Below are 21,321 nucleotides of genomic sequence, written 5' to 3'. Positions count from 1 at the left end.
TGTCAAGGGTGTCTTTCGGTACGTTTTTGATCCAATCAGCCAGAAGTGTTACCAAAAAGGGAATTTCGTTACCAGATACATTGGTAATATGCTCATCATTGGCACCTTCGGCACTATAAGGCATTCCAGCACCCAATCGCTTTTTCTGCTCAAAGATGGTTATCTCTATGTCCGTTCTCTTAGCGTCCACCAGTCTTTTAAACATGAACAGCCCGCTTGGGCCTCCGCCAACAATGGCTATGCGCTTCTTATCTTCCACTATTTCAGATTTAACATTAACAAGCAATCTTCTGTATAATTTGTTTGCGTACTATAAACTACCTTTTTAATTTCGGGCATTAAAGTCATTTGTAGCGATTATCATAACCAATAAACCATTTTTCGACGCTTCTTTCATGCATCGGTGGGAACGAACAAAATATTTGCATGCATGGGGTCGCTGCAATAGGCAAATAGTGACTGAATAAGTTTCGCAGGGCGCCTAAACCGAGAAATGAGACTGGTTTATTTTGCGGTAATCTTTTCGGAAGTTTGCCTAACTTCTCAAGTCTCCCAGCGACGTATGTATGCCAAATGAGCGCCTGCCGGAGATACGGATGAGCAGAAAAGCGACCACAAACATCACCGCGCCACGGCTGCTCATCTGGAGCGTGTTGAGGTTCTTGCCCTCACCGAAAATTTTTAAAAGCAGTTCCATAGCAATTGATTTTAGTTTTCAATTAATTCCTTTTGCCGCAAACAATGACCACCGGTTTCTTCAACTCTTTAGCCGGATAGCGGCTTACTACCCACCCGGCGACTAACAGGCGTGTACCAGGCAGCAAGAATGAGTGGGGTACTTTTATTTTTCATCGTTTAATAAATTGGCGGCCTGCCGGGCGTTTAACCTGGCTTTCACTTTAAATACTTTGCGCGCCTGCTCGTTATAGTTTTAAAAAAATGCTTCGAGCTGTTCAGAGATTGCCTGCGGCAATTATTCCAGGTTGTTGACGTCCGAAAATAGCTGGGACACCTGCGGAATGCCGATGAACCGGTCATTCCGCATCGTGTCACCGTTACGCTCGGTCTGCTCAGCTTGTATGGCGCCGATGACACGGCAATCTACCAGGCAGTCGGGGAAAGTGGAGCCCTCTGAGATGACAATCATATCCAGCGGGTCCCCATCCTCACCTTTGGTCCCGGGAATCATGCCAAAATCAAAGGGAAACACCAAACCCGCAGGCAAGATCTTACTCAGCCGGAACCGCTGTGTTTCGGAGTCGTAATCAAACTTTTGGTTTGACCCTTTCGGACATTCGATCATGGCCATGACTGTTTGCTTTTTCATAGTTTGCCCTTTCGATAGCCTTTCAAATAACTTTTATAATAGCGTTTAACCTTGATAGCGTATTTGCGGGCGTATTCGCTCACGGCTTCTTGCCATCCCTGGTCCAGACCAAAGGCCATTAATTCGTCAATGACCGCAGAGCCCTGAATACCGCCGCTGCGGAGCTGGGCGGAAGCGGTCAGCGCCGCCATATCATCGATGACCTGGTACATATCACGGTAATCGTCTTTCAGCAGTTTGAATTTGATCGTGTCCTTCACGGGCTGTAATTCCTGGATGATATATGATTCCTCACGGAATAATGTTGTGCTGAGCAGCGCTGCCGATACGTTCTGCATCCGCTGCTGCACTCCAATAACCCGCGCGGCCTCGTTTTCCCATTGCAGTTGCTGTACGGTAGTATAAGGCAATATCGAAGACGTACGGGCCTGCTTCATATCCAGCAACAAATACTTATTTTTTGTATTAGTACTTTTCAGCAGGAACAGGTAGCGTTTAACTCCTACACTACCGGTACCGGCCAACCGGAAAACTGCGCTGATCACTTCGTAATTATAAGGACCATCGCTGCTGGTCTTAATCCATTCGTTGATATGCGCCCGGAGTTCAGTCCTCAGTTTCTTGTCCAGCTTAAAATGTCGCTCATCCTCCAGTGACAACATGATATGTCTCTTTTTACTAACCGTACGTTTTTTAAGCAAGGTTTTCTTGTCGATATGGGTAGCCGCCTGTAAGAAATTTCCTACGATGCCTTTGGCCGTTCGCGGCTCTATACTGATCGCCTTTCCTTTAGCCAGTGTGGCCGAATAGGTTTTCAGGTAGAGTTGCGCCATCTTTTGAGCTTTTTTGGGTTCGATAGCCAGGTTGTCAAAAGCGATAAAAATACTGCTGACCATCCGCGCTAGCTCATAGGTAGCCGGTGCCAATAGGGCTTCGTCAAAATCATTTAAGTCAAAATAAACCAGTTTATTATCTCCTTTGTAACTGCCAAAATTCTCAATATGCAGATCACCGCAGATCCAGGCAAGCGGAGAGAGTGGCAGGGCTTCAGCAGCGGCCAGATCCTCGTAAAACAAATGACAAGTGCCCCGGAAGAACCGAAAGGCATTCTCGGCCATGGCCTCGTATTTCAATTCCAGCATATCCGGCAGTAAGCCGGTGTTAAACGCGATAAGGCGTTCGAAAAGGTCAATTAATTCCATGCCCTTTAGGTTTGAGATTCCTTGTGGTAGACTTCCCTCGCTGATTTTCCTCCGCCGCATCGATCGAATGCGTGCAGGTAATATCATCCTCTTTTTCCGCCAAGGCCGAAAGTTGCGCGTAAAAGCGGTGGAGCTTATCCAATTCATCTTCGGTTAAATTTTCAATGTCGACAATGCGGTTACTGGTACCTTCATGCGAGGCCAACAGCTCGTTCAGCTTCAAATGGATCGCCTTGGAATCCTTGTTTTGCGATTTTTGGATTAGGAAAACCATCAGAAAGGTGATAATTGTCGTACCCGTATTAATCACGAGCTGCCAGGTTTCGGAATAATGAAACAAAGGGCCGCTGACCGCCCAAATGACTACAACGGCTGCGGCAATAATAAATGCCGCCGAACTTCCGGTAGCCGTTGTCGCCCAGTTCGAGAACCGCTCAAATAAATTAACTTTCTTCTTCATATTCGTTGATCTATGATCCTCCTATTTTTATTTCTGCGTCTTTGAGGTCCTGCAATATTGCTTACTGTAATTTGAGTTTGGCATCTTCGAAGCCGTGGGCGTTGACCAAAACATTAATCACCAAAGTAAAGCTGTCTGCTCCAGAAGTTACACTCAGATCCTCCTTTAACCTGTCATAGGCCTGATTATAGAATTTTTCAATTTTCATTTCCAGTCAATATGAATTTCGCTATCGCCTGGAACAGTAAATTCCAGGTGTCCTTCTTTAGTTTTTTTTCCTTTTAAACTTTCCTTTTGGGCATTCATCCTTACCGTAAATTCCGGCATTTTACCTTTATCTGTTTTAACCAGCATCAGGACGCTGTTCAACCTACCGTCACCCGCGAGTTTAAATTTAGCCGGGCGATGCTTTTTCGGCGAGAATCCGTACGTCGGGTAATCGGTATAAATCATAAAAGGCTGGTCTTCAACCTGCATATAATGCCGCGGCAGAATGCCAAAGGCATTACCCGCGCCGTAGACTTCCTGGCCAACTTCGCCGGATTTTTCCCAGCCATCGTGCAGATCCTCCAATGCGATCCAGAGATTTGGATCAACCTCACCAGTCTTGACTTCCTCCGACAGCATTGCTTTCGGCAGCATGGTCGGATAATAATAAACAGCTCTATCAACCAGGAAACGGATATATTCCGCTAAAAGCAATCGTAAAGATGGCAGAATCTCCTCCCCTTCGGCGTTGCGCAGGTAATCATGAAAGGCACAAAAGACCTCCTGCTCCTCGTAAGCCGCGGTATAAGGCGCATCATTGAGCGGGAACAAGGCAAAAAAGGAAGGGAAGTTTTTGCCGTAACCATAATTACAATCCCACAGCCGGACGTTTTTAAAAACATTAGCCAGACAAAGGTAACTCAACTCCCTGTAAACCTCTTTTCTCGTAATTTTATATAGTCGCAGTAGCGCCCCTGCTGAAAATGAAGTATTGTTGGCCTGATAGAAAAGTTCAAAGCCCAGGCCACGTAGCCGCTGGGCTGCTTTTTCCGCTTCTGCCAGGTAACGTTTATTCCCGGTCAACTCCCAGGCCTGCAGCATGACATGAGCGTAAAGACCGGGTACATCCTTTTCTCCCCCTTTGCCAGGCTGGGTTTCAGCTTTCAACACTTCCAGCGTATCCATTTTATAAAATACAGGCCACTTATAATCAAAATGGTGGGCAACTCTAATGGCAAAGTCAAGAGAGTCGAGAAACAGCTTTTCCGCAATCTTATCGCCTTTCAGCGCCAGCCGGGAAAGGTTTAGCAACGGGTGTTGCAAATACCAGGAATCCATAACCATGGGTTTCTTGTGTTCCTCCTCCCCTTCCATGGTGTCTGCTACCTTTGGATGCCAGCGCATGATCGTTTGAAGCTCCCCATTGTAGAATGCGGATAGGCCTTCTTTTATTTTTTTCATCATGATCAATTCCGCACTGCTCCATTCCACATAGTCAAGCAAGGGAAGCAGCACCGCAAGCTGAACCATGATCTCGGGCGGCGTTGCATAGTCACATACATATGCATTGAGATAATGATGACCATCAACCTGGCTCCAGCTGCCGGGGCTTTTCTCCAGATCGGTCAGGCCTTTTTGCAGTATCACCGGCCAGTGTTGATAAGTGGTATTTGGTTTTGGCAATTGCAGATATACGTCCGCCAGCAGGTCAAGGTATTGTCGTATCATTGCCGGTTCATTCCCCGGTACTTCTTCCGAAAACGCGATAAAAGCATCACTCAGAATGTATTTTTTTCCCGCTTCCAGTGCTTTATTCTTTAACGTTGGCGGCAAGGCAAAGCCGATTTCCGGCCATTCGCCGCCTACAGTTTCACCGGCCGAAGTTTCTGTCTGTTGGTTATAATCCGCCAGGGCGGTCAGGTTCTGCAGGTAAAGCACTGAGCCTGCCTTTGGCCTGTTCAAGCTAAAATAAAGTTGCCCCGAACGGGTACCCACCTGGCTGACCTTGATCTCACCCTCGGCCAGTAAGTCGCTGCCTGTTGCGCCAAGCGGCACAATGTCCCTCGGCCAGTAAGGAAATAAAAGCGAGGAATCTGCTTTCAGTGTCGTAGTTAATCGAAGTACAGGATTATCCGCGGCTGGCAATTGCACTACAGCTTCGTATTCACCCATGATCGACTTAATCCGGAAAGTTATATTTTGATTTTTCTCCCAGACCTTCTTTAATTCCAGGCTGTCATTTGGCGAATAAGCCAGGCGGAATGCAATCCGGCTGCCTTGGGGCCATGCCGCCACAAGCCAGCAGGAGTCGTCGATCAAATAAATTTTAAAGGAATAGCCCGCCGCTTCCTGTTCATAAAGAGCGGCCAGGTTAGCACTGTTCAGTTTTGCGTTAACAGTTAAAAGCCATGGTGAGCATGCATGCATCTTAAAAAAATAATACTTACTCCGTGAACGCCGCGGATAGCGAAAAAGGTATGATATCAACTTAAAGCGCCACTATTTTGTTTTATAACTTTCTCAATTAATTATTTTTTTAATTAGAAACTAAATACAAACTCAGTAGTTGTACAATAAACATACATTAAAACTCAACTTATGTTTCACCACGTCAAGGACTTACAATTCAATGCAAGGGTATCCCGCCCTGATCCGCGTTTTGCCAACCTCTTATTGGAGCAATTCGGCGGCGAAAATGGTGAGCTGGCTGCGGCCATGCAATATTTCACCCAGGCGTTCGGCGCGAAAGTCCCGCACCCCGATAAATATGACATGCTGATGGATATCGCCACCGAGGAATTCAGTCACCTGGAAATCGTTGGTGCAACAATTCAGATGCTGTTGAAAGGCGTCAACGGCGAACTTAAAAATGCCGCCGACAGCTCCGAGATCATGCAGGTGATGAACGGCAAAGTGGCAAAGGAAAGCATTATCCATGAAGCGCTGGCCGCCAATCCACAATTTGTAATGATTACCGGCGGTGGGGTAACGCCTCGCAATAGTCAAGGCATTCCCTGGTGCGCATCGTACATCCACTCCAACGGCGACCTGACTGTGGACCTGCGTAGTAACCTGGCTTCCGAATCGCGTGCCAAGCTGGTTTATGAACACCTCATGAAATTTACCGATGACCCCTATATCCACGAAACGTTGTCTTTCCTGATGACGCGCGAAGTAGCGCACTATAAAATGTTCGAGGCGGCGCTGGAAACCATCCAGCCTAATTTCCCGCCCGGCGTATTGGCTGCCGATCCGCGTTTTACGCAACAGGCTTTTAACCTTTCAGATGGCGCCGTGCGCGGCCCCTGGAACGAAGGTGAAATGCCGGGCATGGGTAAGGAATGGGTCTTTGTGGAAAACCCTTTAACCCAAGTGGAAGAAACCGAAGGACAAACTAAACTGCCGCAGGATTTCAGCAAAGAATTAAAAGCCAAGGATAAACTGGACAAAGAAATGAGTGCCGTAAAAAGTGCAGAAGTAAAAGATGCGGAACCCAAAGGTGTTGCGCAATGGAGCAATTTTGTACCAGTGGCTAAATAATTAAACAATGGATGAGCACTTGTTCTTTAAAGGGCAGCGTGTGCTTTCACAGGAAGGTGAAGGCGAGGTTGTGTATGCAATCGGCGATAGCATCGTAGTGAAACTCGACAATGGAAAAACGCAGGCTTTCCTGTACGCTGAACTGGAGGATAACAACAGCGCGGGCTGATAGCCTGTAAATTTAACATCAACAAATAATAACTATACCTATGGAAATATCTGAAAAATCGATCGATGTGATCAATGACCTCATCAAGATCAATAATGACCGCGTAGCCGGTTTTGAAAAAGCGGGCACCGACCTGGAAAACAATGACAACGGCCTGATCTCCGTTTTTAGCAAATTGGCCGGCGAAAGCCAGCAATACGCAACGGATCTGACCGCTATTGCGCAGCAATATGGCACCGAACCAGCCGATGGCACCAGTACCTCTGGCGACCTGCACCGCGCCTGGATAGATATCAAAGCCACTTTTACAGGCCATGATCTATTAGCCGTACTGAACGAGTGTGAGCGTGGCGAAGATGCTGCTAAAAGTGCTTACCGCGATGCGCTGGATCCGGAGAATGATCTTGATTCCGAATTGACACAGATTTTACAAAGGCAGCAGCAAGGTATTATTGATGGTCATGATCTTATTAGATCTTTACGCGACCAGGTGGAGGCATCTGATGACAATGATGACTATGACACTGACGATACCGGATTAGCCACGAGCGAAAAACCTGGTTACCCAACAGCTACCAACAAATTTGTTGCGCAGCCATCATACGAAGGCGCCGCAGGTGAATACCCAAACCAGGCTGCTTATGCGCCGGAACCGGAAAGTATCGAACAGGAAGAGGAATGGCAGGAAACTGGGGGAGATAATTCCAAACTAATGGAGTTTTTTGTGAATGAACTAAAAGACCTGCTTTGGGCCGAACGGGAATTGGTGGATACGCTGCCGGATATGGCCGAAGCAGCGACTTCCGTTGAACTGAAGAGTGCTTTTGAAATGCATTTGTCGGAAACGGAAACCCATGTTCAACGTCTTGAACAAGCTTTCGCGATCCTGGGCCTGGAGCCGGAAAGCAGGAAGTGCGAAGCGATGGCGGGTATTGTGGACGAAGGTGATGAGATCATCAGCGCTACAGCGGAAGGAACTGCCCAACGTGATGTAGGACTGATCTTTGCCGGTCAGAAAGCAGAGCACTACGAAATAGCTTCCTACGGTGGCATGATCGCACTGGCTAAAACATTGGGCTATTATGAAATTGCTGAATTGTTTGTATTGACGCTGGATGAAGAAAAAACAGCAGATGCAAAATTAACAGAGATTGCCGAGAGCCAGGCTAATTATGAGGCCAGCACCGAACCGGCAGAAGATTAAGATGGTAAGGGTGATGTTGTAGTTTGGGCCGCTTAAAATTAAGCGGCCCTTTTTTTATGAAATACCCGGCGTTTCCTCTTTAACCGCTGCCTTACGAAATTCGGTTTTAACTATAAGTGAAACTATATGGAATAAGCATAGTTATATTATAAAAGCAATGCTATGGCAAAGACACCAAAGAAACAAAACCGGCAGCCTGGCATTGAAGCCAAAATGAATCCGGCACCGGAATACATCAAAGCCAGCTACCAGGGTTCAGGAAAACTGAAAGACAAGGTGGCCCTGATTACCGGTGGCGACAGCGGCATCGGCCGCGCCGTCAGCGTTCATTTCGCACGCGAAGGCGCAGATATTGTAATTGTTTACCTGAACGAAGATATTGACGCTGAAGAAACTCAAAAGTTGGTTGAAGCAGAAGGCAGACAATGCCTGTTAGTAAGAGGCGATGTTAAAAAAGCCTCCTTTTGCAAAAAGGCTGTACAGCAAACTATTAAGAAATGGGGCAAACTCAATATACTCGTTAATAATGCGGGCATGCAAGTATCCCAAAAAGACCCTAAAAATATCGACGAAAAACAACTGAAAGATACTTTCAGCACCAATATCTTCGCTTATTTTTATTTTGCTATCGAAGCACTGGAATTTATGAGGCCAGGCGACAGTATTATTAATACCACTTCGGTGACAGCCTATCGATCCTCGCCAAATCTTATCGACTATTCCTCCACAAAAGGCGCGATCACCTCATTCACCCGGTCATTAGCCACCAATATTGTAAAAAAGAAGATCAGAGTAAACGCTGTGGCACCCGGCCCGGTTTGGACACCACTCATCGTAGCTACATTTGATAAAGAAAAGATTAAGGAATTTGGATCAGAAACGGCCATGAAAAGAGCAGGGCAACCATCTGAACTGGGTCCGGCCTATGTTTTCCTTGCTTCTGACGATGCCTCATTTATCACCGGCCAGGTCATCCATGTAAATGGAGGTGAAGTAGTTAATGGGTAATTATTATGCCGGCACAAGCGGCTTGGTGTTACCTGTGCCAAACAAAACACATTATCCTCCAGCTTTTAAAGAAAAAAGCAGGTTGTGCTATTATGCTTCCCTGTTTAACAGTATTGAAATTAATTCGTCATTTTATAAAATACCCCAAGCTAAAACAGTTGGTAAATGGGCGGAAGACGTGCCGGATGGTTTTCGGTTCACCTTCAAGCTTTGGCGCGGGATAACCCATGAAAAAGGCTTGGAATTTAACCCGGCTGATATCATCCGCTTTATGGAGGCAATCAATAGCGCCGGAAACCGTAAAGGCTGTTTGCTTGTTCAGCTTCCGCCATCAGCAAAGGGTAACCTAATGCCGCAGCTACAGTATCTGATTGGCAGTGTGAAGAAGGCCGATCCTGAAGAGACATGGAAAATAGCGCTGGAGTTTCGCCATGCTTCCTGGTATACAGAAAAAATACTCCAATTCGCTATGTCAAGTAACCTTAGTATTGTTCTACAGGATATCCCGGCTTCTGCCACCCCGTTACATTATGTCGCAGGCGATACGATATACCTCCGTTTTCATGGTCCAGGCGGAAAATACCGAGGAAGTTACCCCGACGATGTATTAACCGAATACAGTACTTATATCAGCGAATGGCAGGAAGAAGGCAAAACGGTTTATGCTTATTTTAATAATACGATGGGTGACGCCGTGCAGAACCTAATCACGCTAAATAACCTCGTCCAGCAACCTTGAGGGTAGCGTGGCACACACTGTGAAAATGATATGAGCCGGCACCAGTTAAATTTAATAATTCGTAAAATCTATCGAGGGCGGCGCAGGGTGCGCTTTCAGGGTTACTTTCCATAGGCCTACGGCGAAAGCCCCGCTTAGTGCTCCCAGGATAATTCCGTTACGTAAGTTTTTTTTGATCTAAAGTTCCTGATTAACAAGAGCGCGCGACAATGACATTAACTCATACCTAAACAATTGTCTTTTTAAATAAATCAACAACTAAAAGGGTTGCCGCTTGTTGACCTTTAAAATATCGACTATGAAAAATCCTTTTAACAAAAAAGACAACACAATGCTTTACATCGCGGCTGCCATCACTGGGGCATTGGCTGCAGGGGCCGGAATTTGGTTTTATTTACGCGCAAAACGTGCCGCAGAGGCTGAAGCTTACAGGCTAGACCATGCCCAGGACTACTTAAGGGCTAAAAAGAAGATAATGAAGAAACACAAAACTGATATAAGTAAACTGGGCGATTTTGTACACCACCCGCAGGCATAATTCATCAATCAGTATGTAATTTACAACTTAAAATAATGAAAAAAGTGCTGAACACTCAACTGGAGACATTTGGCGTTTCTGAATGAATTCAAGATTCCGCCTGAAATAATTTTTAATATTAAATTAAAACATTTCTAATATTGAACTGTTTACTTACCTTACAAAATCTTTCAACTTGCCAAGTTTGGATCGTATAGCAAGCGTATATTTATATATTTAACCTGTATCCTTCATCCATGTCACTAAAAACACATCAATTGTTAAAAAATAAGAAAAAAAACATCCTGGAACTCTGGATGAAGAACCAGTTAGCTGACGAAGGCCTGCGTGAAGACCTGATCAGTAACGATGAATTGCGCAGCCAATCCGAGGAATTAATTACCGCCCTGGTCAATAATTTATCAACAGAAAATTTCATTAACCTTGATTCAGATGAATGGAGCCCGGTGATCGAAATTTTAGGAGGTATAGCTATTACGCGGGCGCGCCAGGGTTTTAGCCCGCGTGAAACAGGGAATTTTGTATTCACGCTGAAAGAGGCTATCCTGGACGTTTTACAACAGGAAATCCCGGAAGATCCGATGAAGCTTTTTAAAGAAAGTCAAAAGATCAACCGCATCATGGACAACCTGAGCGTGGTGACTTTTGAGACTTTTATTAAAGGCCGCGAAGAAGTAATCCTGCGTCAGACTGATGAGATCACCGAGATCTCTACGCCTGTGATCCGTGTTTGGGATGGCATTTTAGCGTTGCCAATTATAGGTACTTTAGATAGCGCCCGTACCCAGGTGGTTATGGAAAACCTGTTACAGGAAATCGTGGAAACCGGGTCAAGCATTGCCATATTAGATATTTCAGGCGTACCGGCAGTGGACTCGCTGGTAGCTCAGCATTTAATAAAGACGGTAAGCGCTACGCGTTTAATGGGCGCGGAATGTATCATCAGTGGTATTCGCCCTGAAATCGCGCAGACAGTTGTGCATTTGGGTATCGATCTTTCCAATATTATTACCAAGGCAACTTTAGCCAGTGCGCTGGCCTATTCGTTTAAGGTGATGCGCCTGGAGGTAAAAAAGATCAGTACAGCTACAAAATATTAATGAACCAAGTTAATGGATAAAATTCCTATTCTCCGGATGGGCGCCTTTTTACTGGTGTCGATTCAGGTTGACCTTTATGACCGGCTGGCGCTGAATCTGGAAGCCGACCTGGTTCAAATGGTCAATAAAACCAGTGCAAAGGGTGTATTGATTGATATTTCGGCGGTGTCCATAGTAGATTCCTTTATGGGTCGCATTATCGGCAATATTGCCAGTATGTCGAAAATACTGGATGCTGAAACAGTTGTCGTAGGCATGCAACCCGCAGTTGCTATCACATTAATTGAGCTGGGCTTGCCGCTGAAGGGCGTGCACACCGCTTTGGATATGGAAAAAGGTATGAATTTGCTGAAATCCATGATCAATGAGACCGAAGAGGACGCAGACCAAGACCAGACCAACGATGACCTTATCACTGAGTAAAGATACCATCCAGGTATTAAAAGAGCAGGACGTGGTCTTTTTAAAAAACCGCGTGAAGGAAACAGCAGTAAGGATTAAAATGGGATTGGTTAACCAAACGCGTTTGCTAACTGCCTGTAGCGAATTGGTTCGTAATATGATGCGTTACGCCGACGGCGGTGTTTGTATCGTTGAAGTGGTGTCCAGCGGTCGTAATAATGGCGTCCGTTTAACTTTCTTAGACCGTGGCCCGGGGATTCCCGATATAGCCGCTGCCATGAGAGATGGATTCTCTACCGGGAAAAGTTTAGGTTTGGGCTTGCCCGGGACCAAAAGATTGGTAAACGAATTTGAAATTAAAAGCAAGATGGGAGAAGGTACAGTGATTACGATTTTAAAATGGGCGAATGGTTGATGCAACTCATGTAAGTTTTACTGCGGATGACCGGAGTTATTTTTCATTGATAAAAAAAGAAATCCACCGAATGGCCACCGACGGCGGCATCGCGCCAGGCAGGATCAATGAGCTTGACCTGATCGTTGCTGAAATGACCTCTAATCTCTTCAAATATAGCGATGATGGTGAACTATTAATAGGCGTTTTTCCCAATGACGGCAACCCGTATGTGGAGCTTATCAGCATTGATAACGGGCCCGGAATGATTAATCCTGCTAAAATGATGCAGGATGGCGTTTCTACCTCCAATACACTTGGCCACGGGCTGGGCGGTATGAGAAGAATGTCAGACACGTTTGAATTGTATTCGCAGATTGGTTGGGGCACTATTGTATTGAGCCGGGTATATAGTGACCCCGAAAAAATTAAAGCAAAAAACGAAGTGGTAATGCGCCCCATCGTGGTCTATAAGCCGGGTGAAAAAACCAGCGGTGATGGCTTTGTTTATAAAACAACGGATAAATACTTGAAAATGATGCTTGCCGATGGTCTGGGGCACGGCCCGGAAGCCAATTTGGCCGTTAATGAAGCGGCTAAGGCATTTAAAACATTCCCGGATTATAGCCCTACAGAAACGATCCGCTTTATCCATAGCGCCATTAAAAAAACCAGGGGAGCGGTTATTAATATTGTTAGCTATGACTTTGCGCGCAAGATCTGGACATCGGCTGGGGTGGGCAATATTGCAGCGCGCATGTTCGGGCCGGTAAATTTTAAAAACCAAATGTCCTACAATGGTATCGTGGGCCACAACATTCCAAACACCATGAATGACCAGGAATATGCCGCAGAGGAGTTTAACCAGGTGATGCTTTGCTCAGATGGAATCAAAACCCGCATTGAAATGACCCGTTATCCGCTTATGTATAAATATGATTTAACTATCTTGGCAGCAGCTATATATAAAGACCATGCCCGCCGTAATGATGACATGTCGGTCGTAATCGCGAAAATAAAATGATCAAAGTAGTATTAATCTCATTGGAAAATGAGATGGACCTGGTGCTGGCTCATAAAAAGTCTATGAGGGCCGCCGAGCGGTTGGGATTAACCGTTGCTACCCAAACTACCTTTGCTACTGCGGTGTCAGAAATAGCCCGCACGGTTATCGAGCACACTGATGGTGGTCTATTGGAAATTGGCATCGAGCAGGTGAAGACACGCTACAGCCTGATGGCTTCGGTGTCCTTTGATAAGGATATCCGTTTCACCAATGCAGATGCGGGGTTTTATTATGCCCAAAAGCTGGTTCCTGAATTTAATTTATCTGAGACAGAATCGGTCAATATAATCACGATGAAACTCGGCCTGCCGCGTTCTTTAAAACTAGATCCCATTAAGATTAGTATCCTAAAAAAGCAGTTTGAAGAAGAACAGCCATTAAACGCTTATGAAGATATTAAACAGCGTAATGCCACCTTGCATCGGCTTGCTTCGGAAAAAGATGAAGAGCTGCGCCGTTCCAAATTAGTGGATGAAAAGAAGACAGAATTCATTTCTATCGCCAGCCATGAACTTAAAACACCGATGACGGTGCTTAAGGCTTATACACAAATGGCTAAAGCGGCAAAGGAGCCAGTCAGCGATCATTTACGTGGGCTGCTGGCTAAAATAGATCTGCAGTCCAACAAGCTACTGTCTCTGGTGCAGCAATTGTTGGATATTTCAAAGATAGAAAATGGCAACCTGCAATACCAAATGTTGCCTGTTAGTCTTAATGATTTCCTGCAAAGGCAGGTAGCCGTGATGCAGCATATCATGCCTCATCATGAATTTATTATTAATTTTTCTGCCGATGCAGAAATTATGATTGATGAATTGCGCATGGAACAAGTACTTGCCAATCTGTTGGGCAATGCTGGTAAATATTCCGACCGAAATACGCGCATTTCGATCAGTACGTCGCTGGCAGATGAGGGACATGTAACCGTGAGCATTACCGATCAGGGCCGCGGTATGACTGCCGAAACCACGGCTTCTGTTTTTGAAAAATTCTACAGGGCCAAGGATGTGCTGACAAGCCATACCGGCCTGGGAATGGGTTTATATATTACCTCTAAAATCGTAACCGACCATCTGGGCAAGATCTGGGTGGAAAGCGCCGAAGGCCACGGCTCCACTTTCTATTTCACGATACCTTTAGTAACTTCTTAAAATGAATAATGACGGGTACAAAATCATGATCTTTGACGATGACGAAGATATTCTTACTATCTGTAGTTTCGTACTTAGGGAAGAAGGTTGGCAAGTGCAAACCTATTATGATTGCAGTGATCTTATCCAAAGAGTATCGGCTTTTATGCCCAACGTTATTCTGATGGATAACTGGATACCTGATGAAGGTGGCATTGTTGCGACCCAAAATCTCAAAGCGGCCGAAGCTTTAAAAGCTATTCCTGTTATCTACTTCTCTGCCAACGCCGATATTAAAACGCTGGCCGTTACAGCGGGTGCTGATTTTGTTTTTCCAAAACCATTTGATTTGGATGCACTGAAAGCAATTGTCCAAAAAGCCCTTACGTTTAACGCATAGGTTTAAAATTCACAGCAAACTACTTTGATGATCGAATCAAAAAATAAACAGGTCATATTTTAAATTAAATAGCCTACCCCTTAAGCGTTCAGACCAAACATAATGCGATTCAATTTGTTGAAAATTTTGTGTGAGGTTAGGACATCGGCGCCGCGCTTCAGCCATCCTTTTAAAATTGACTAGATCTTAAAGTAAATCAATTAACCATCCTTACATTGACATTATTATGCAAATTAACATCACTCTTTTAGCCCATATTTAACAACTTTTAATTGCCCTACTCAGATTTACGTGGACACCGACGACAACAGCTAAAGGATAGTTGAGTAAGGCACTACAAAGTATGCCTTACTCATTTAGCCAATTTTATTTATTTCTTAAACTTCAGCTTGTTATTAATATTCTGTCCTATTATCTCTCCTTCTTTCACACCTCTTTCGCAAGAAATACGATAATGGATACCTGCATATAACCTGGCAGCGCTGATTTCTTGCGCTAAAGCATCAAAAGAATCATATGGTCGCGGGGCCATACCCAAGTAATCGTAAGAGTGATCGGTAAAATGATAATTTTTCCCAAACAARTCTGTAAGTATCGCTGAAAAAACYCCCGCAATGGCACAATGACCAGAAGTGAATTCAGGGAAGTTTGGTGTGGGAAACAACGAATTCCATGTAGAATGGCCCAACACGTCTCTTATATAGGTTATTGGACGTTCCCGGTTATATTGATAYTTGATTTTCCAACAACCAATGCCTGCATCCACAATGCCAATGCTTACYTTGGCAAAAGCCATAGCGGTAAAATCCAGTTGTGGATTTTCYTGCTGCAATATCTGRCGTAAAATGGAAAGATAGTGGCCTCCGCCAAAACCGGGRTTATCGCGGTAGTATAAYCCTATCGCARTTTGCTCGGGKGTAAGCGTTTGAGAAATATCATAGACTTCTTTTACCATTTTATAATAATCTGAAGACGGATCTGTTGAATAAACAGGCGGTGCAAGTGGTGCACTTCCATCTAAACTACCTTGTACCATTAGCCGGTTATTCCCCCAATAAGGCCCAAAAGGTGCYGCTAATGCAGGAGGCGTTGGAACCCACAAGCCTGGGCCAACAGGCGGAGTATAAGGAGCATTCGCATTTGCMGCTCCATCAGTTTTTGACCAGTCAAAAATTAATTGGGCAATTGATTTTCCAAATTGTACCGAGCGTTGAAACTCATCATTATCYACTTTAGTCTTGTAAGTGCTATTTAAGATATTCTCCAATGAATCCATTGCCGATATATTGGCGGCAGAAGTACCAGGGAAAAAATTACGGCTCATGGCGGCCAATGCTGCATTAGCACAAGTGGGCCAATGATATGCTAACCCTGGRKTTGTTTGAGGCATTGCAGGCATACCTGTTAGCTGTCCGGACAAAGTCTGATAAGAAGGCATCCCCTGCRCTACTGATTCATACAATGCAATAGCGCTATAAGTAAAATARCGCGCCGGAGGCAATCCTCCTATTGGGGTGGCGTTAGTACGGAACAAGCGAAGCTGCATRTCAATCCATTTAAATGCCACTTCCGAGGAATAGGTATTGGTTTGATTKAGATGGCCGGGGTAATCTTTTGGTCCTTTTTCTTTTTTACAACCAGACAGAAAAAAAAGGCAAATGCCCGCAAGCAATATCCAGCTGGTGGATGTGAGCTTAGTTGAATTTTCCATTTTGAAAGTTTTAAAGGTGAAAGAATTTGTTTTTATTTCCGTAAGAGTTATTTACATGCTTATTGCTGTGTAAATTGTATCCAACTGTCAATGATGTGGTAGCTAATAGATAGTATTAGTAATTAGTAGCCCAGAATGGCTTTGATCGAAAGAAAGTCTAATATATTTGATTTTAAACATCATTAGGGATTGATGCTCATTTACTTATATTTCAGTGCTACAATCTTCTTTGCATCTTCAATAAAAGAATTCGGCATTTGTACTTTTGGGGTCACATTAACACCATAACCATTTGTAAATACACAAAAGGTTTTTATATTCTTTTTAGCCTTTTATATGTGTTCTCCATCTGTTTAATTTGCACCTGTAGTTGCAATCGCCGTCCGAGTAGAAATTTGCCGCCCTAGATACCGAGATTTAATTTATAGACCCGGGCTATGGTTATATAAATTTAGATTATAAATATCAGATTATCAAATCTTAAAAGAGAATATTTAATTTATAAAGAAAATATTAATTCTTTAAAGGAATATTTTAATTTCAGCCCCCCCGCGCAATTGGTTGTAATTATTTTAAAATGATAATTGTTTGCTCATTGATTAAAACTATCCTTAAAACACATTGTTAATCAAGCACATCTAATAACATATCCTATGGCAACAAAAGGCGCAAAGGTGGAAAAAGCTTCCGTATCGGAACAGCCACATGAATTAAAATACGAAGCAAAGAAAGAAGGGACTTCACCTAATAAGGTAGAAGAAGCTAAAAAGGCTACTGGTAGTAATAAACGAGCTGCGCTTGAAAAGAAACTCGAAGGAAAGAAATAACAAAAGCCCTGCTAGGGGCTTCGTTGTCCCTGCAATTATCTCAACATATGAACAGAAAAATTAAGGCTAACATCAAAGATACCCGAACGATTGACATCGAAGATACCTATGCATTGGAACTTTGGGCGAGTGAATTCAATGTTTCCCAGGATAAAATAAAAGCGGCTGTATTGACTGTCGGAACTGCCGCTCCGGACGTAAAGCGTGAGCTAAAAAAATAACATTATGGGCCTGACCGAATACGCCAAAAAACGGGATTTTAAAAAGACCGCCGAGCCTAAAGCTGGAAAAAGCGAAGATAAGAACAACCTCATTTTTGTCGTGCAAAAGCATGATGCCTCCAGGCTGCATTACGATTTCCGTCTGGAGATGGATGGCGTATTGAAAAGTTGGGCGGTGCCGAAAGGCCCAAGCCTAGATCCAAAAGTCAAGCACCTGGCTATGATGGTCGAGGATCACCCGTTTGACTATTTGAACTTTGAGGGAATTATTCCGAAGGGAGAATATGGTGGAGGGACGGTCATCGTTTGGGACGAGGGCACCTATGAACCAATAGAGCCAATTAAGGGTAAAAAAGCCCAGGAAAAACACCTGCTTAAACAACTCGCGTCCGGACAGCTAAAGATCAAACTGCACGGTGAAAAACTCAATGGTGAATTTGCGATGTTTAAAACACACGGCATGGGAGAAAATGGCTGGCTCATGATCAAGCATAAGGATGAGTTTGCCACAGATAAGGATATTACCAAGCAAGATAAATCTGTGCTTTCCGGGAAGACCATTGAAACGATGGAAAAAACCAGCGAAAAAGTATGGCAGAACGGGCATGAAGAAGATGTGTTGCCCGATGAAGTATTGCCGGAAGATGTAGAAACGGCAGATGCACCTGATATCGATGTAAAAGCTATCCTGAAAGCTGCACCCAAATCTAAAGTGCCGGCAAACATCAAACCGATGAAGGCCACCTTAGTGGATGAACCATTTGATGAACCGGGATGGTTGTTTGAAGTCAAATGGGATGGTTACCGTGCGATAGCCGTTCTCAATAAAGAAGAAGGCGCACAGTTGATCTCCCGCAATAATCTCCCATTTGAAAAATATTATCCGATCAATGATGCCATGAAGAAATGGGGCATGGACGCCGTACTCGACGGAGAACTGCTCGTGCTCAATGAAAAAGGTATCTCCAATTTCGGGGCGATGCAGAACTGGCGCAGCGAAGCTGACGGTAACCTCGTGTACTACATCTTTGATATTTTATGGTATGAGGGCAAAAACCTGATGGGCCTCCCCCTGATTGAACGGCAAGCGATCCTGAAAGATATACTTCCAACCGACAACGATCATATTCGCCAAAGCAAAGTGTTCGATGCGAACGGCATTGACTTCTTTGCTGCTGCTGAAAAAATGGGATTGGAAGGCATTATCGCGAAAAAAGCGGACAGCCTTTATACCTCTGACCTGCGCAGTAAAGAATGGCTCAAAGTTAAAGTACAGCGCAGGCAGGAAGTTGTCATTGCGGGCTTTACCAAAAATGAAGGAACCGGCAAATCGTTCAGCGCGTTGGTGCTTGGCGTTTACAAAGGCAAAGAATTGCAATTTGTGGGCAAGGTCGGCACCGGCTTTTCAGACAAACTGCAAAAAGAAATTATGGTACAATTTAAGCCGCTTATTACGGATGAAAGCCCGTTTGACTATGAAGTAGATGTTGATAAGCCCACCCGTTTTCGTCCAAAAAGAATGGGCGCTAAACCAACCTGGTTAAAACCTGAACTTGTCTGCGAAGTAGGATTTGCTGAGGTGACCAGTGATGGCGTATTCCGCCAGGCCTCATTTAAGGGCATGCGGACCGATAAAAATGCTAAGGATGTTATATTGGAAACTGCTGCCGATACGGAAGAAGCCATTGCTGAATCTGAAATAACCACTCCGGAAACCATAGAATCACGCAAAACAAAGGAATCAAAAGCAAAGACAAAAGGTAAAACGAAGACGAGCGATCTGAAATTGGAGCCTGTCAAAACCACCGATCGTAAAACATTACTCAATCCCACGGAGGACACACAAACCAAAAAAGTTTGCGGGCATGAGCTAAAATTCAATCACGTTACCAAACTCTACTGGCCGGAGGATAAAATTACCAAAGGGCAGATGCTAAATTATTACTACAAGGTAGGCGAATATATGATGCCGTACCTGAAAGACCGCCCTATGTCCTTAAATCGCTTTCCAGGCGGCATTCACGGTCAGAGCTTCTACCAAAAGGATGTAACCGATAAAGCACCAGGCTGGGCTAAAACATTTGACCACGTAACCGGTGAAGGGAAAGTAACGAAATACTTAGTAGCAACTGATGAAGCCAGTCTCTTATGGATGAACTCCTTGGGTTGCATCGAGATCAACCCATGGTTCAGCCGCGCGGAAACACCGGATAATCCTGACTATTGCGTAATCGATCTTGACCCTGATAAACATACTTACGACCAGGTGGTTCAAGCTGCACTAGAAGTAAAAATGGTACTGGATGCGATAGATGTTCCATCTTACCCAAAAACTTCCGGATCAACAGGGATGCATATTTACATTCCGCTTGAAGGCAAATACACTTATGACCAGTCGCAAATGTTTGCCAATATCATCGTCAAGTTGGTACACAAAGAAATCCCAAACTTTACCAGCCTGGAACGCAGCATAGCCGCACGGCACGGCAAAATGTACCTCGATTTTTTACAAAACCGGCCAGGCGCGACGATTGCAGGCCCCTATTCCCTACGGCCAAAGCCAGGCGCGACGGTTTCCATGCCACTGAGTTGGGATGAGGTTAAACCCGGACTGACCATTCAGCATTTTAATATTCATAACGCATTGGACCGGCTAAAGGAAACGGGGGATTTGTTCAAAGGTGTATTAGGTGAAGGTATTGACTTGTCCAAAACCATCAAAAAAGCACAAAGTATTTTCGGATAACATGAAAAAATTAACCAGTGGTATTTTCGGCGGCATAGCCGGCGCGATGGCGCTTAATATCCTGCATCAAGTGGCAATGCGATTTGATCACGAAGCACCACGGGTAGACCTGATCGGCGAAGAAGCCTTATCAAAAGGGCTAAAAAAAATTGGAATTGAGCCACCAACAGGTAATACTTGGTTTGCAGCGATGCTGACGGCCGATCTGCTCAGCAATGCGGCCTATTATAGCATGATCGGCTTGGGCAAAAGAAATACCTGCTTTATCACGGCGCGGCCCACGGCTTATGTGCCGGAATTGGCGCACTGGTTTTGACCAAACCCATGGGGCTGAGCGATGCACCGGTAACCCGAACAAATAAAACAAAAATGTTAACGGTTGCCTGGTACACCTTCGCCGGATTAGTTGCCGGTGGTATGATGATAACCTTAAGAAAATAACAATGTTAAAGCGATTTAAAGATGCAAAGGAGCGCGATTATGAAACAGCATTGGCTGAGGTTCAAAGCGGCCGCAAACAGAGTCATTGGATGTGGTATATCTTTCCCCAAGTTGCGGGTTTAGGTACGACCGAGATCTCGCGTCACTATGCCATCAAAGACATAGCAGAAGCTACAGATTATGATGGATGAGGAACTGAGTTTACGGCTGGTCAACATTTGCAAAGCCCTGCTTGAACTCGAAACCAATGACGCACACGCCATCTTCGGCAACCCGGATAACTTAAAACTGAAGTCAGGTATGAACCTGTTCAATGCCGTACCGGCTACCTTTCCGGTGTTCGGCCAGGTGCTGGATAAATTTTATGGCGGTGAAAGAGACCAGCGCACTTTGCAACAGTTAAGCATAAAGTCTAATTAAGTTCTTTTAGATTTTTCAACCGGAACATTTCCCGCGCGATGAGTTTGCTGTTATAACAAAGTTCATCCAGGGTACAGCCGATCGTTTTAATTTTAACAGGCAATTCCAAGATGGTTTCCATCAGATCTACATGTAATACCGTACTGTCGGGCGGTGAGCCCGTGCCCTGTAACTCATTGAACAGTTTTTCCGCTGTCTCACGGTGATCGCCTAAAAAGTATTGACCGTAATTCACAAACCCTTTTGGAGTTTTGATACTCAATAAAAGATAGAACTGTGTTTCCATGC

Annotated in this window: 27 protein-coding genes; 18 read left to right on the top strand and 9 right to left on the bottom strand. The window is 44.6% G+C overall.

Annotation, left to right across the window (positions count from 1 at the left end; genetic code table 11):
- From AC1DYB_RS29145 to AC1DYB_RS29115, 7 genes are all read right to left on the bottom strand, one after another.
- Positions 1-259, bottom strand: a 259-nt coding sequence (locus AC1DYB_RS29145) for an FAD/NAD(P)-binding protein (RefSeq protein ID WP_477440293.1), incomplete at its 3' end; no start/stop codon positions are given.
- Positions 260-535: 276 nt separating this feature from the next.
- Positions 536-697, bottom strand: a complete 162-nt coding sequence (locus tag AC1DYB_RS29140; protein ID WP_477440291.1) for a hypothetical protein — start codon at positions 695-697, stop codon at positions 536-538.
- 276 nt (positions 698-973) lie between these two features.
- The gene (locus AC1DYB_RS29135) at positions 974-1,327 is read right to left on the bottom strand and encodes an inorganic diphosphatase (RefSeq protein WP_477440289.1); all 354 of its coding nucleotides are present in this window, start codon (positions 1,325-1,327) and stop codon (positions 974-976) included.
- On the bottom strand, positions 1,324-2,529 hold the full coding sequence (locus tag AC1DYB_RS29130; RefSeq protein ID WP_477440287.1) for a DUF2252 domain-containing protein: 1,206 nt from the start codon (positions 2,527-2,529) through the stop codon (positions 1,324-1,326). The genes AC1DYB_RS29135 and AC1DYB_RS29130 overlap by 4 nt, the downstream gene beginning before the upstream one ends.
- Complete coding sequence (locus AC1DYB_RS29125) at positions 2,516-2,989, bottom strand: low affinity iron permease family protein (protein ID WP_477440285.1); 474 nt, start codon at positions 2,987-2,989, stop codon at positions 2,516-2,518. The genes AC1DYB_RS29130 and AC1DYB_RS29125 overlap by 14 nt, the downstream gene beginning before the upstream one ends.
- Positions 2,990-3,050: 61 nt before the next feature.
- Positions 3,051-3,197: a hypothetical protein gene (locus AC1DYB_RS29120; RefSeq protein WP_477396292.1), complete on the bottom strand. Its 147-nt coding sequence runs from the start codon at positions 3,195-3,197 to the stop codon at positions 3,051-3,053.
- Complete coding sequence (locus AC1DYB_RS29115) at positions 3,194-5,404, bottom strand: hypothetical protein (RefSeq protein WP_477440283.1); 2,211 nt, start codon at positions 5,402-5,404, stop codon at positions 3,194-3,196. The genes AC1DYB_RS29120 and AC1DYB_RS29115 overlap by 4 nt, the downstream gene beginning before the upstream one ends.
- A 171-nt stretch (positions 5,405-5,575) precedes the next feature.
- On the opposite strand from AC1DYB_RS29115, the gene AC1DYB_RS29110 reads away from it, so the two are divergent.
- The 12 genes from AC1DYB_RS29110 to AC1DYB_RS29055 all read left to right on the top strand — a co-directional run bounded on the left by AC1DYB_RS29110 (position 5,576) and on the right by AC1DYB_RS29055 (position 14,667).
- Positions 5,576-6,517 (top strand): manganese catalase family protein, encoded by a 942-nt coding sequence (locus AC1DYB_RS29110; RefSeq protein WP_477440281.1) that lies wholly within the window; start codon positions 5,576-5,578, stop codon positions 6,515-6,517.
- Between the two features lie 7 nt (positions 6,518-6,524).
- Positions 6,525-6,686 (top strand): hypothetical protein, encoded by a 162-nt coding sequence (locus tag AC1DYB_RS29105; RefSeq protein WP_477440279.1) that lies wholly within the window; start codon positions 6,525-6,527, stop codon positions 6,684-6,686.
- Between the two features lie 40 nt (positions 6,687-6,726).
- Positions 6,727-7,890 (top strand): DUF892 family protein, encoded by a 1,164-nt coding sequence (locus tag AC1DYB_RS29100; protein WP_477440277.1) that lies wholly within the window; start codon positions 6,727-6,729, stop codon positions 7,888-7,890.
- 162 nt (positions 7,891-8,052) lie between these two features.
- Positions 8,053-8,898 carry an SDR family oxidoreductase gene (locus tag AC1DYB_RS29095; RefSeq protein ID WP_477440275.1) on the top strand — a complete coding sequence of 282 codons (846 nt, stop codon included), beginning with the start codon at positions 8,053-8,055 and terminating at the stop codon, positions 8,896-8,898.
- Positions 8,891-9,637: a DUF72 domain-containing protein gene (locus tag AC1DYB_RS29090; RefSeq protein ID WP_477440273.1), complete on the top strand. Its 747-nt coding sequence runs from the start codon at positions 8,891-8,893 to the stop codon at positions 9,635-9,637. Before AC1DYB_RS29095 ends, AC1DYB_RS29090 begins: the two co-directional genes overlap by 8 nt.
- A 298-nt stretch (positions 9,638-9,935) precedes the next feature.
- Positions 9,936-10,175: a hypothetical protein gene (locus AC1DYB_RS29085; RefSeq protein ID WP_477440271.1), complete on the top strand. Its 240-nt coding sequence runs from the start codon at positions 9,936-9,938 to the stop codon at positions 10,173-10,175.
- Between the two features lie 236 nt (positions 10,176-10,411).
- Positions 10,412-11,275: an STAS domain-containing protein gene (locus AC1DYB_RS29080; RefSeq protein ID WP_477396276.1), complete on the top strand. Its 864-nt coding sequence runs from the start codon at positions 10,412-10,414 to the stop codon at positions 11,273-11,275.
- Between the two features lie 12 nt (positions 11,276-11,287).
- Positions 11,288-11,698: an STAS domain-containing protein gene (locus AC1DYB_RS29075; protein WP_477396274.1), complete on the top strand. Its 411-nt coding sequence runs from the start codon at positions 11,288-11,290 to the stop codon at positions 11,696-11,698.
- The gene (locus AC1DYB_RS29070) at positions 11,679-12,092 is read left to right on the top strand and encodes an anti-sigma regulatory factor (protein WP_477396272.1); all 414 of its coding nucleotides are present in this window, start codon (positions 11,679-11,681) and stop codon (positions 12,090-12,092) included. The genes AC1DYB_RS29075 and AC1DYB_RS29070 overlap by 20 nt, the downstream gene beginning before the upstream one ends.
- Complete coding sequence (locus AC1DYB_RS29065) at positions 12,085-13,095, top strand: PP2C family protein-serine/threonine phosphatase (RefSeq protein ID WP_477440269.1); 1,011 nt, start codon at positions 12,085-12,087, stop codon at positions 13,093-13,095. Before AC1DYB_RS29070 ends, AC1DYB_RS29065 begins: the two co-directional genes overlap by 8 nt.
- The gene (locus AC1DYB_RS29060; RefSeq protein ID WP_477440267.1) at positions 13,092-14,288 is read left to right on the top strand and encodes an ATP-binding protein; all 1,197 of its coding nucleotides are present in this window, start codon (positions 13,092-13,094) and stop codon (positions 14,286-14,288) included. The genes AC1DYB_RS29065 and AC1DYB_RS29060 overlap by 4 nt, the downstream gene beginning before the upstream one ends.
- A 1-nt stretch (position 14,289) precedes the next feature.
- Positions 14,290-14,667 (top strand): response regulator, encoded by a 378-nt coding sequence (locus AC1DYB_RS29055; protein ID WP_477440265.1) that lies wholly within the window; start codon positions 14,290-14,292, stop codon positions 14,665-14,667.
- A 370-nt stretch (positions 14,668-15,037) separates the two neighbouring features.
- On the opposite strand, the gene AC1DYB_RS29050 is transcribed toward AC1DYB_RS29055, so the two are convergent.
- Positions 15,038-16,378, bottom strand: a complete 1,341-nt coding sequence (locus AC1DYB_RS29050; protein WP_477440263.1) for a vanadium-dependent haloperoxidase — start codon at positions 16,376-16,378, stop codon at positions 15,038-15,040.
- Between the two features lie 653 nt (positions 16,379-17,031).
- Here AC1DYB_RS29050 and AC1DYB_RS29045 point away from each other — a divergent pair.
- From AC1DYB_RS29045 to AC1DYB_RS29020, 6 genes are all read left to right on the top strand, one after another.
- On the top strand, positions 17,032-17,205 hold the full coding sequence (locus tag AC1DYB_RS29045) for a hypothetical protein (RefSeq protein ID WP_477440261.1): 174 nt from the start codon (positions 17,032-17,034) through the stop codon (positions 17,203-17,205).
- Positions 17,206-17,252: 47 nt separating this feature from the next.
- Positions 17,253-17,426, top strand: a complete 174-nt coding sequence (locus AC1DYB_RS29040) for a DUF3606 domain-containing protein (protein WP_477440260.1) — start codon at positions 17,253-17,255, stop codon at positions 17,424-17,426.
- 4 nt (positions 17,427-17,430) lie between these two features.
- Positions 17,431-20,172, top strand: a complete 2,742-nt coding sequence (gene ligD / locus AC1DYB_RS29035) for a DNA ligase D (RefSeq protein ID WP_477440258.1) — start codon at positions 17,431-17,433, stop codon at positions 20,170-20,172.
- Position 20,173: 1 nt separating this feature from the next.
- Entirely contained in the window at positions 20,174-20,488 is a 315-nt protein-coding gene (locus AC1DYB_RS29030) for a hypothetical protein (RefSeq protein WP_477440256.1), read from the top strand.
- A gap of 127 nt (positions 20,489-20,615) precedes the next feature.
- Entirely contained in the window at positions 20,616-20,804 is a 189-nt protein-coding gene (locus tag AC1DYB_RS29025; RefSeq protein WP_477440254.1) for a DUF1810 family protein, read from the top strand.
- Positions 20,794-21,033, top strand: coding sequence for a DUF1810 family protein (locus AC1DYB_RS29020; protein WP_477440252.1), 240 nt, complete (start codon positions 20,794-20,796; stop codon positions 21,031-21,033). The genes AC1DYB_RS29025 and AC1DYB_RS29020 overlap by 11 nt, the downstream gene beginning before the upstream one ends.
- On the opposite strand, the gene AC1DYB_RS29015 is transcribed toward AC1DYB_RS29020, so the two are convergent.
- On the bottom strand, positions 21,026-21,319 hold the full coding sequence (locus tag AC1DYB_RS29015; protein ID WP_477440250.1) for a hypothetical protein: 294 nt from the start codon (positions 21,317-21,319) through the stop codon (positions 21,026-21,028). The genes AC1DYB_RS29020 and AC1DYB_RS29015 overlap by 8 nt on opposite strands.
- Positions 21,320-21,321: the final 2 nt, after the last annotated feature.

This window comes from Mucilaginibacter sp. P2_A4, from assembly GCF_056405015.1.
The sequence above is the reverse complement of the archived record's forward strand: the minus strand, read 5'-3'. Positions and strand labels throughout refer to the sequence as shown.

Excerpts from the sequence above, each read along its gene's own strand:
- AC1DYB_RS29140 (WP_477440291.1), bottom strand. The coding sequence starts at position 697 with ATGGAACTGCTTTTAAAAATTTTCGGTGAGGGCAAGAACCTCAACACG.
- AC1DYB_RS29135 (WP_477440289.1), bottom strand. The coding sequence starts at position 1,327 with ATGAAAAAGCAAACAGTCATGGCCATGATCGAATGTCCGAAAGGGTCA.
- AC1DYB_RS29130 (WP_477440287.1), bottom strand. The coding sequence starts at position 2,529 with ATGGAATTAATTGACCTTTTCGAACGCCTTATCGCGTTTAACACCGGC.
- AC1DYB_RS29125 (WP_477440285.1), bottom strand. The coding sequence starts at position 2,989 with ATGAAGAAGAAAGTTAATTTATTTGAGCGGTTCTCGAACTGGGCGACA.
- AC1DYB_RS29120 (WP_477396292.1), bottom strand. The coding sequence starts at position 3,197 with ATGAAAATTGAAAAATTCTATAATCAGGCCTATGACAGGTTAAAGGAG.
- AC1DYB_RS29115 (WP_477440283.1), bottom strand. The coding sequence starts at position 5,404 with ATGCATGCATGCTCACCATGGCTTTTAACTGTTAACGCAAAACTGAAC.
- AC1DYB_RS29110 (WP_477440281.1), top strand. The coding sequence starts at position 5,576 with ATGTTTCACCACGTCAAGGACTTACAATTCAATGCAAGGGTATCCCGC.
- AC1DYB_RS29105 (WP_477440279.1), top strand. The coding sequence starts at position 6,525 with ATGGATGAGCACTTGTTCTTTAAAGGGCAGCGTGTGCTTTCACAGGAA.
- AC1DYB_RS29100 (WP_477440277.1), top strand. The coding sequence starts at position 6,727 with ATGGAAATATCTGAAAAATCGATCGATGTGATCAATGACCTCATCAAG.
- AC1DYB_RS29095 (WP_477440275.1), top strand. The coding sequence starts at position 8,053 with ATGGCAAAGACACCAAAGAAACAAAACCGGCAGCCTGGCATTGAAGCC.
- AC1DYB_RS29090 (WP_477440273.1), top strand. The coding sequence starts at position 8,891 with ATGGGTAATTATTATGCCGGCACAAGCGGCTTGGTGTTACCTGTGCCA.
- AC1DYB_RS29085 (WP_477440271.1), top strand. The coding sequence starts at position 9,936 with ATGAAAAATCCTTTTAACAAAAAAGACAACACAATGCTTTACATCGCG.
- AC1DYB_RS29080 (WP_477396276.1), top strand. The coding sequence starts at position 10,412 with ATGTCACTAAAAACACATCAATTGTTAAAAAATAAGAAAAAAAACATC.
- AC1DYB_RS29075 (WP_477396274.1), top strand. The coding sequence starts at position 11,288 with ATGGATAAAATTCCTATTCTCCGGATGGGCGCCTTTTTACTGGTGTCG.
- AC1DYB_RS29070 (WP_477396272.1), top strand. The coding sequence starts at position 11,679 with ATGACCTTATCACTGAGTAAAGATACCATCCAGGTATTAAAAGAGCAG.
- AC1DYB_RS29065 (WP_477440269.1), top strand. The coding sequence starts at position 12,085 with ATGGTTGATGCAACTCATGTAAGTTTTACTGCGGATGACCGGAGTTAT.
- AC1DYB_RS29060 (WP_477440267.1), top strand. The coding sequence starts at position 13,092 with ATGATCAAAGTAGTATTAATCTCATTGGAAAATGAGATGGACCTGGTG.
- AC1DYB_RS29055 (WP_477440265.1), top strand. The coding sequence starts at position 14,290 with ATGAATAATGACGGGTACAAAATCATGATCTTTGACGATGACGAAGAT.
- AC1DYB_RS29045 (WP_477440261.1), top strand. The coding sequence starts at position 17,032 with ATGGCAACAAAAGGCGCAAAGGTGGAAAAAGCTTCCGTATCGGAACAG.
- AC1DYB_RS29040 (WP_477440260.1), top strand. The coding sequence starts at position 17,253 with ATGAACAGAAAAATTAAGGCTAACATCAAAGATACCCGAACGATTGAC.
- ligD (WP_477440258.1), top strand. The coding sequence starts at position 17,431 with ATGGGCCTGACCGAATACGCCAAAAAACGGGATTTTAAAAAGACCGCC.
- AC1DYB_RS29030 (WP_477440256.1), top strand. The coding sequence starts at position 20,174 with ATGAAAAAATTAACCAGTGGTATTTTCGGCGGCATAGCCGGCGCGATG.
- AC1DYB_RS29025 (WP_477440254.1), top strand. The coding sequence starts at position 20,616 with ATGTTAAAGCGATTTAAAGATGCAAAGGAGCGCGATTATGAAACAGCA.
- AC1DYB_RS29020 (WP_477440252.1), top strand. The coding sequence starts at position 20,794 with ATGATGGATGAGGAACTGAGTTTACGGCTGGTCAACATTTGCAAAGCC.
- AC1DYB_RS29015 (WP_477440250.1), bottom strand. The coding sequence starts at position 21,319 with ATGGAAACACAGTTCTATCTTTTATTGAGTATCAAAACTCCAAAAGGG.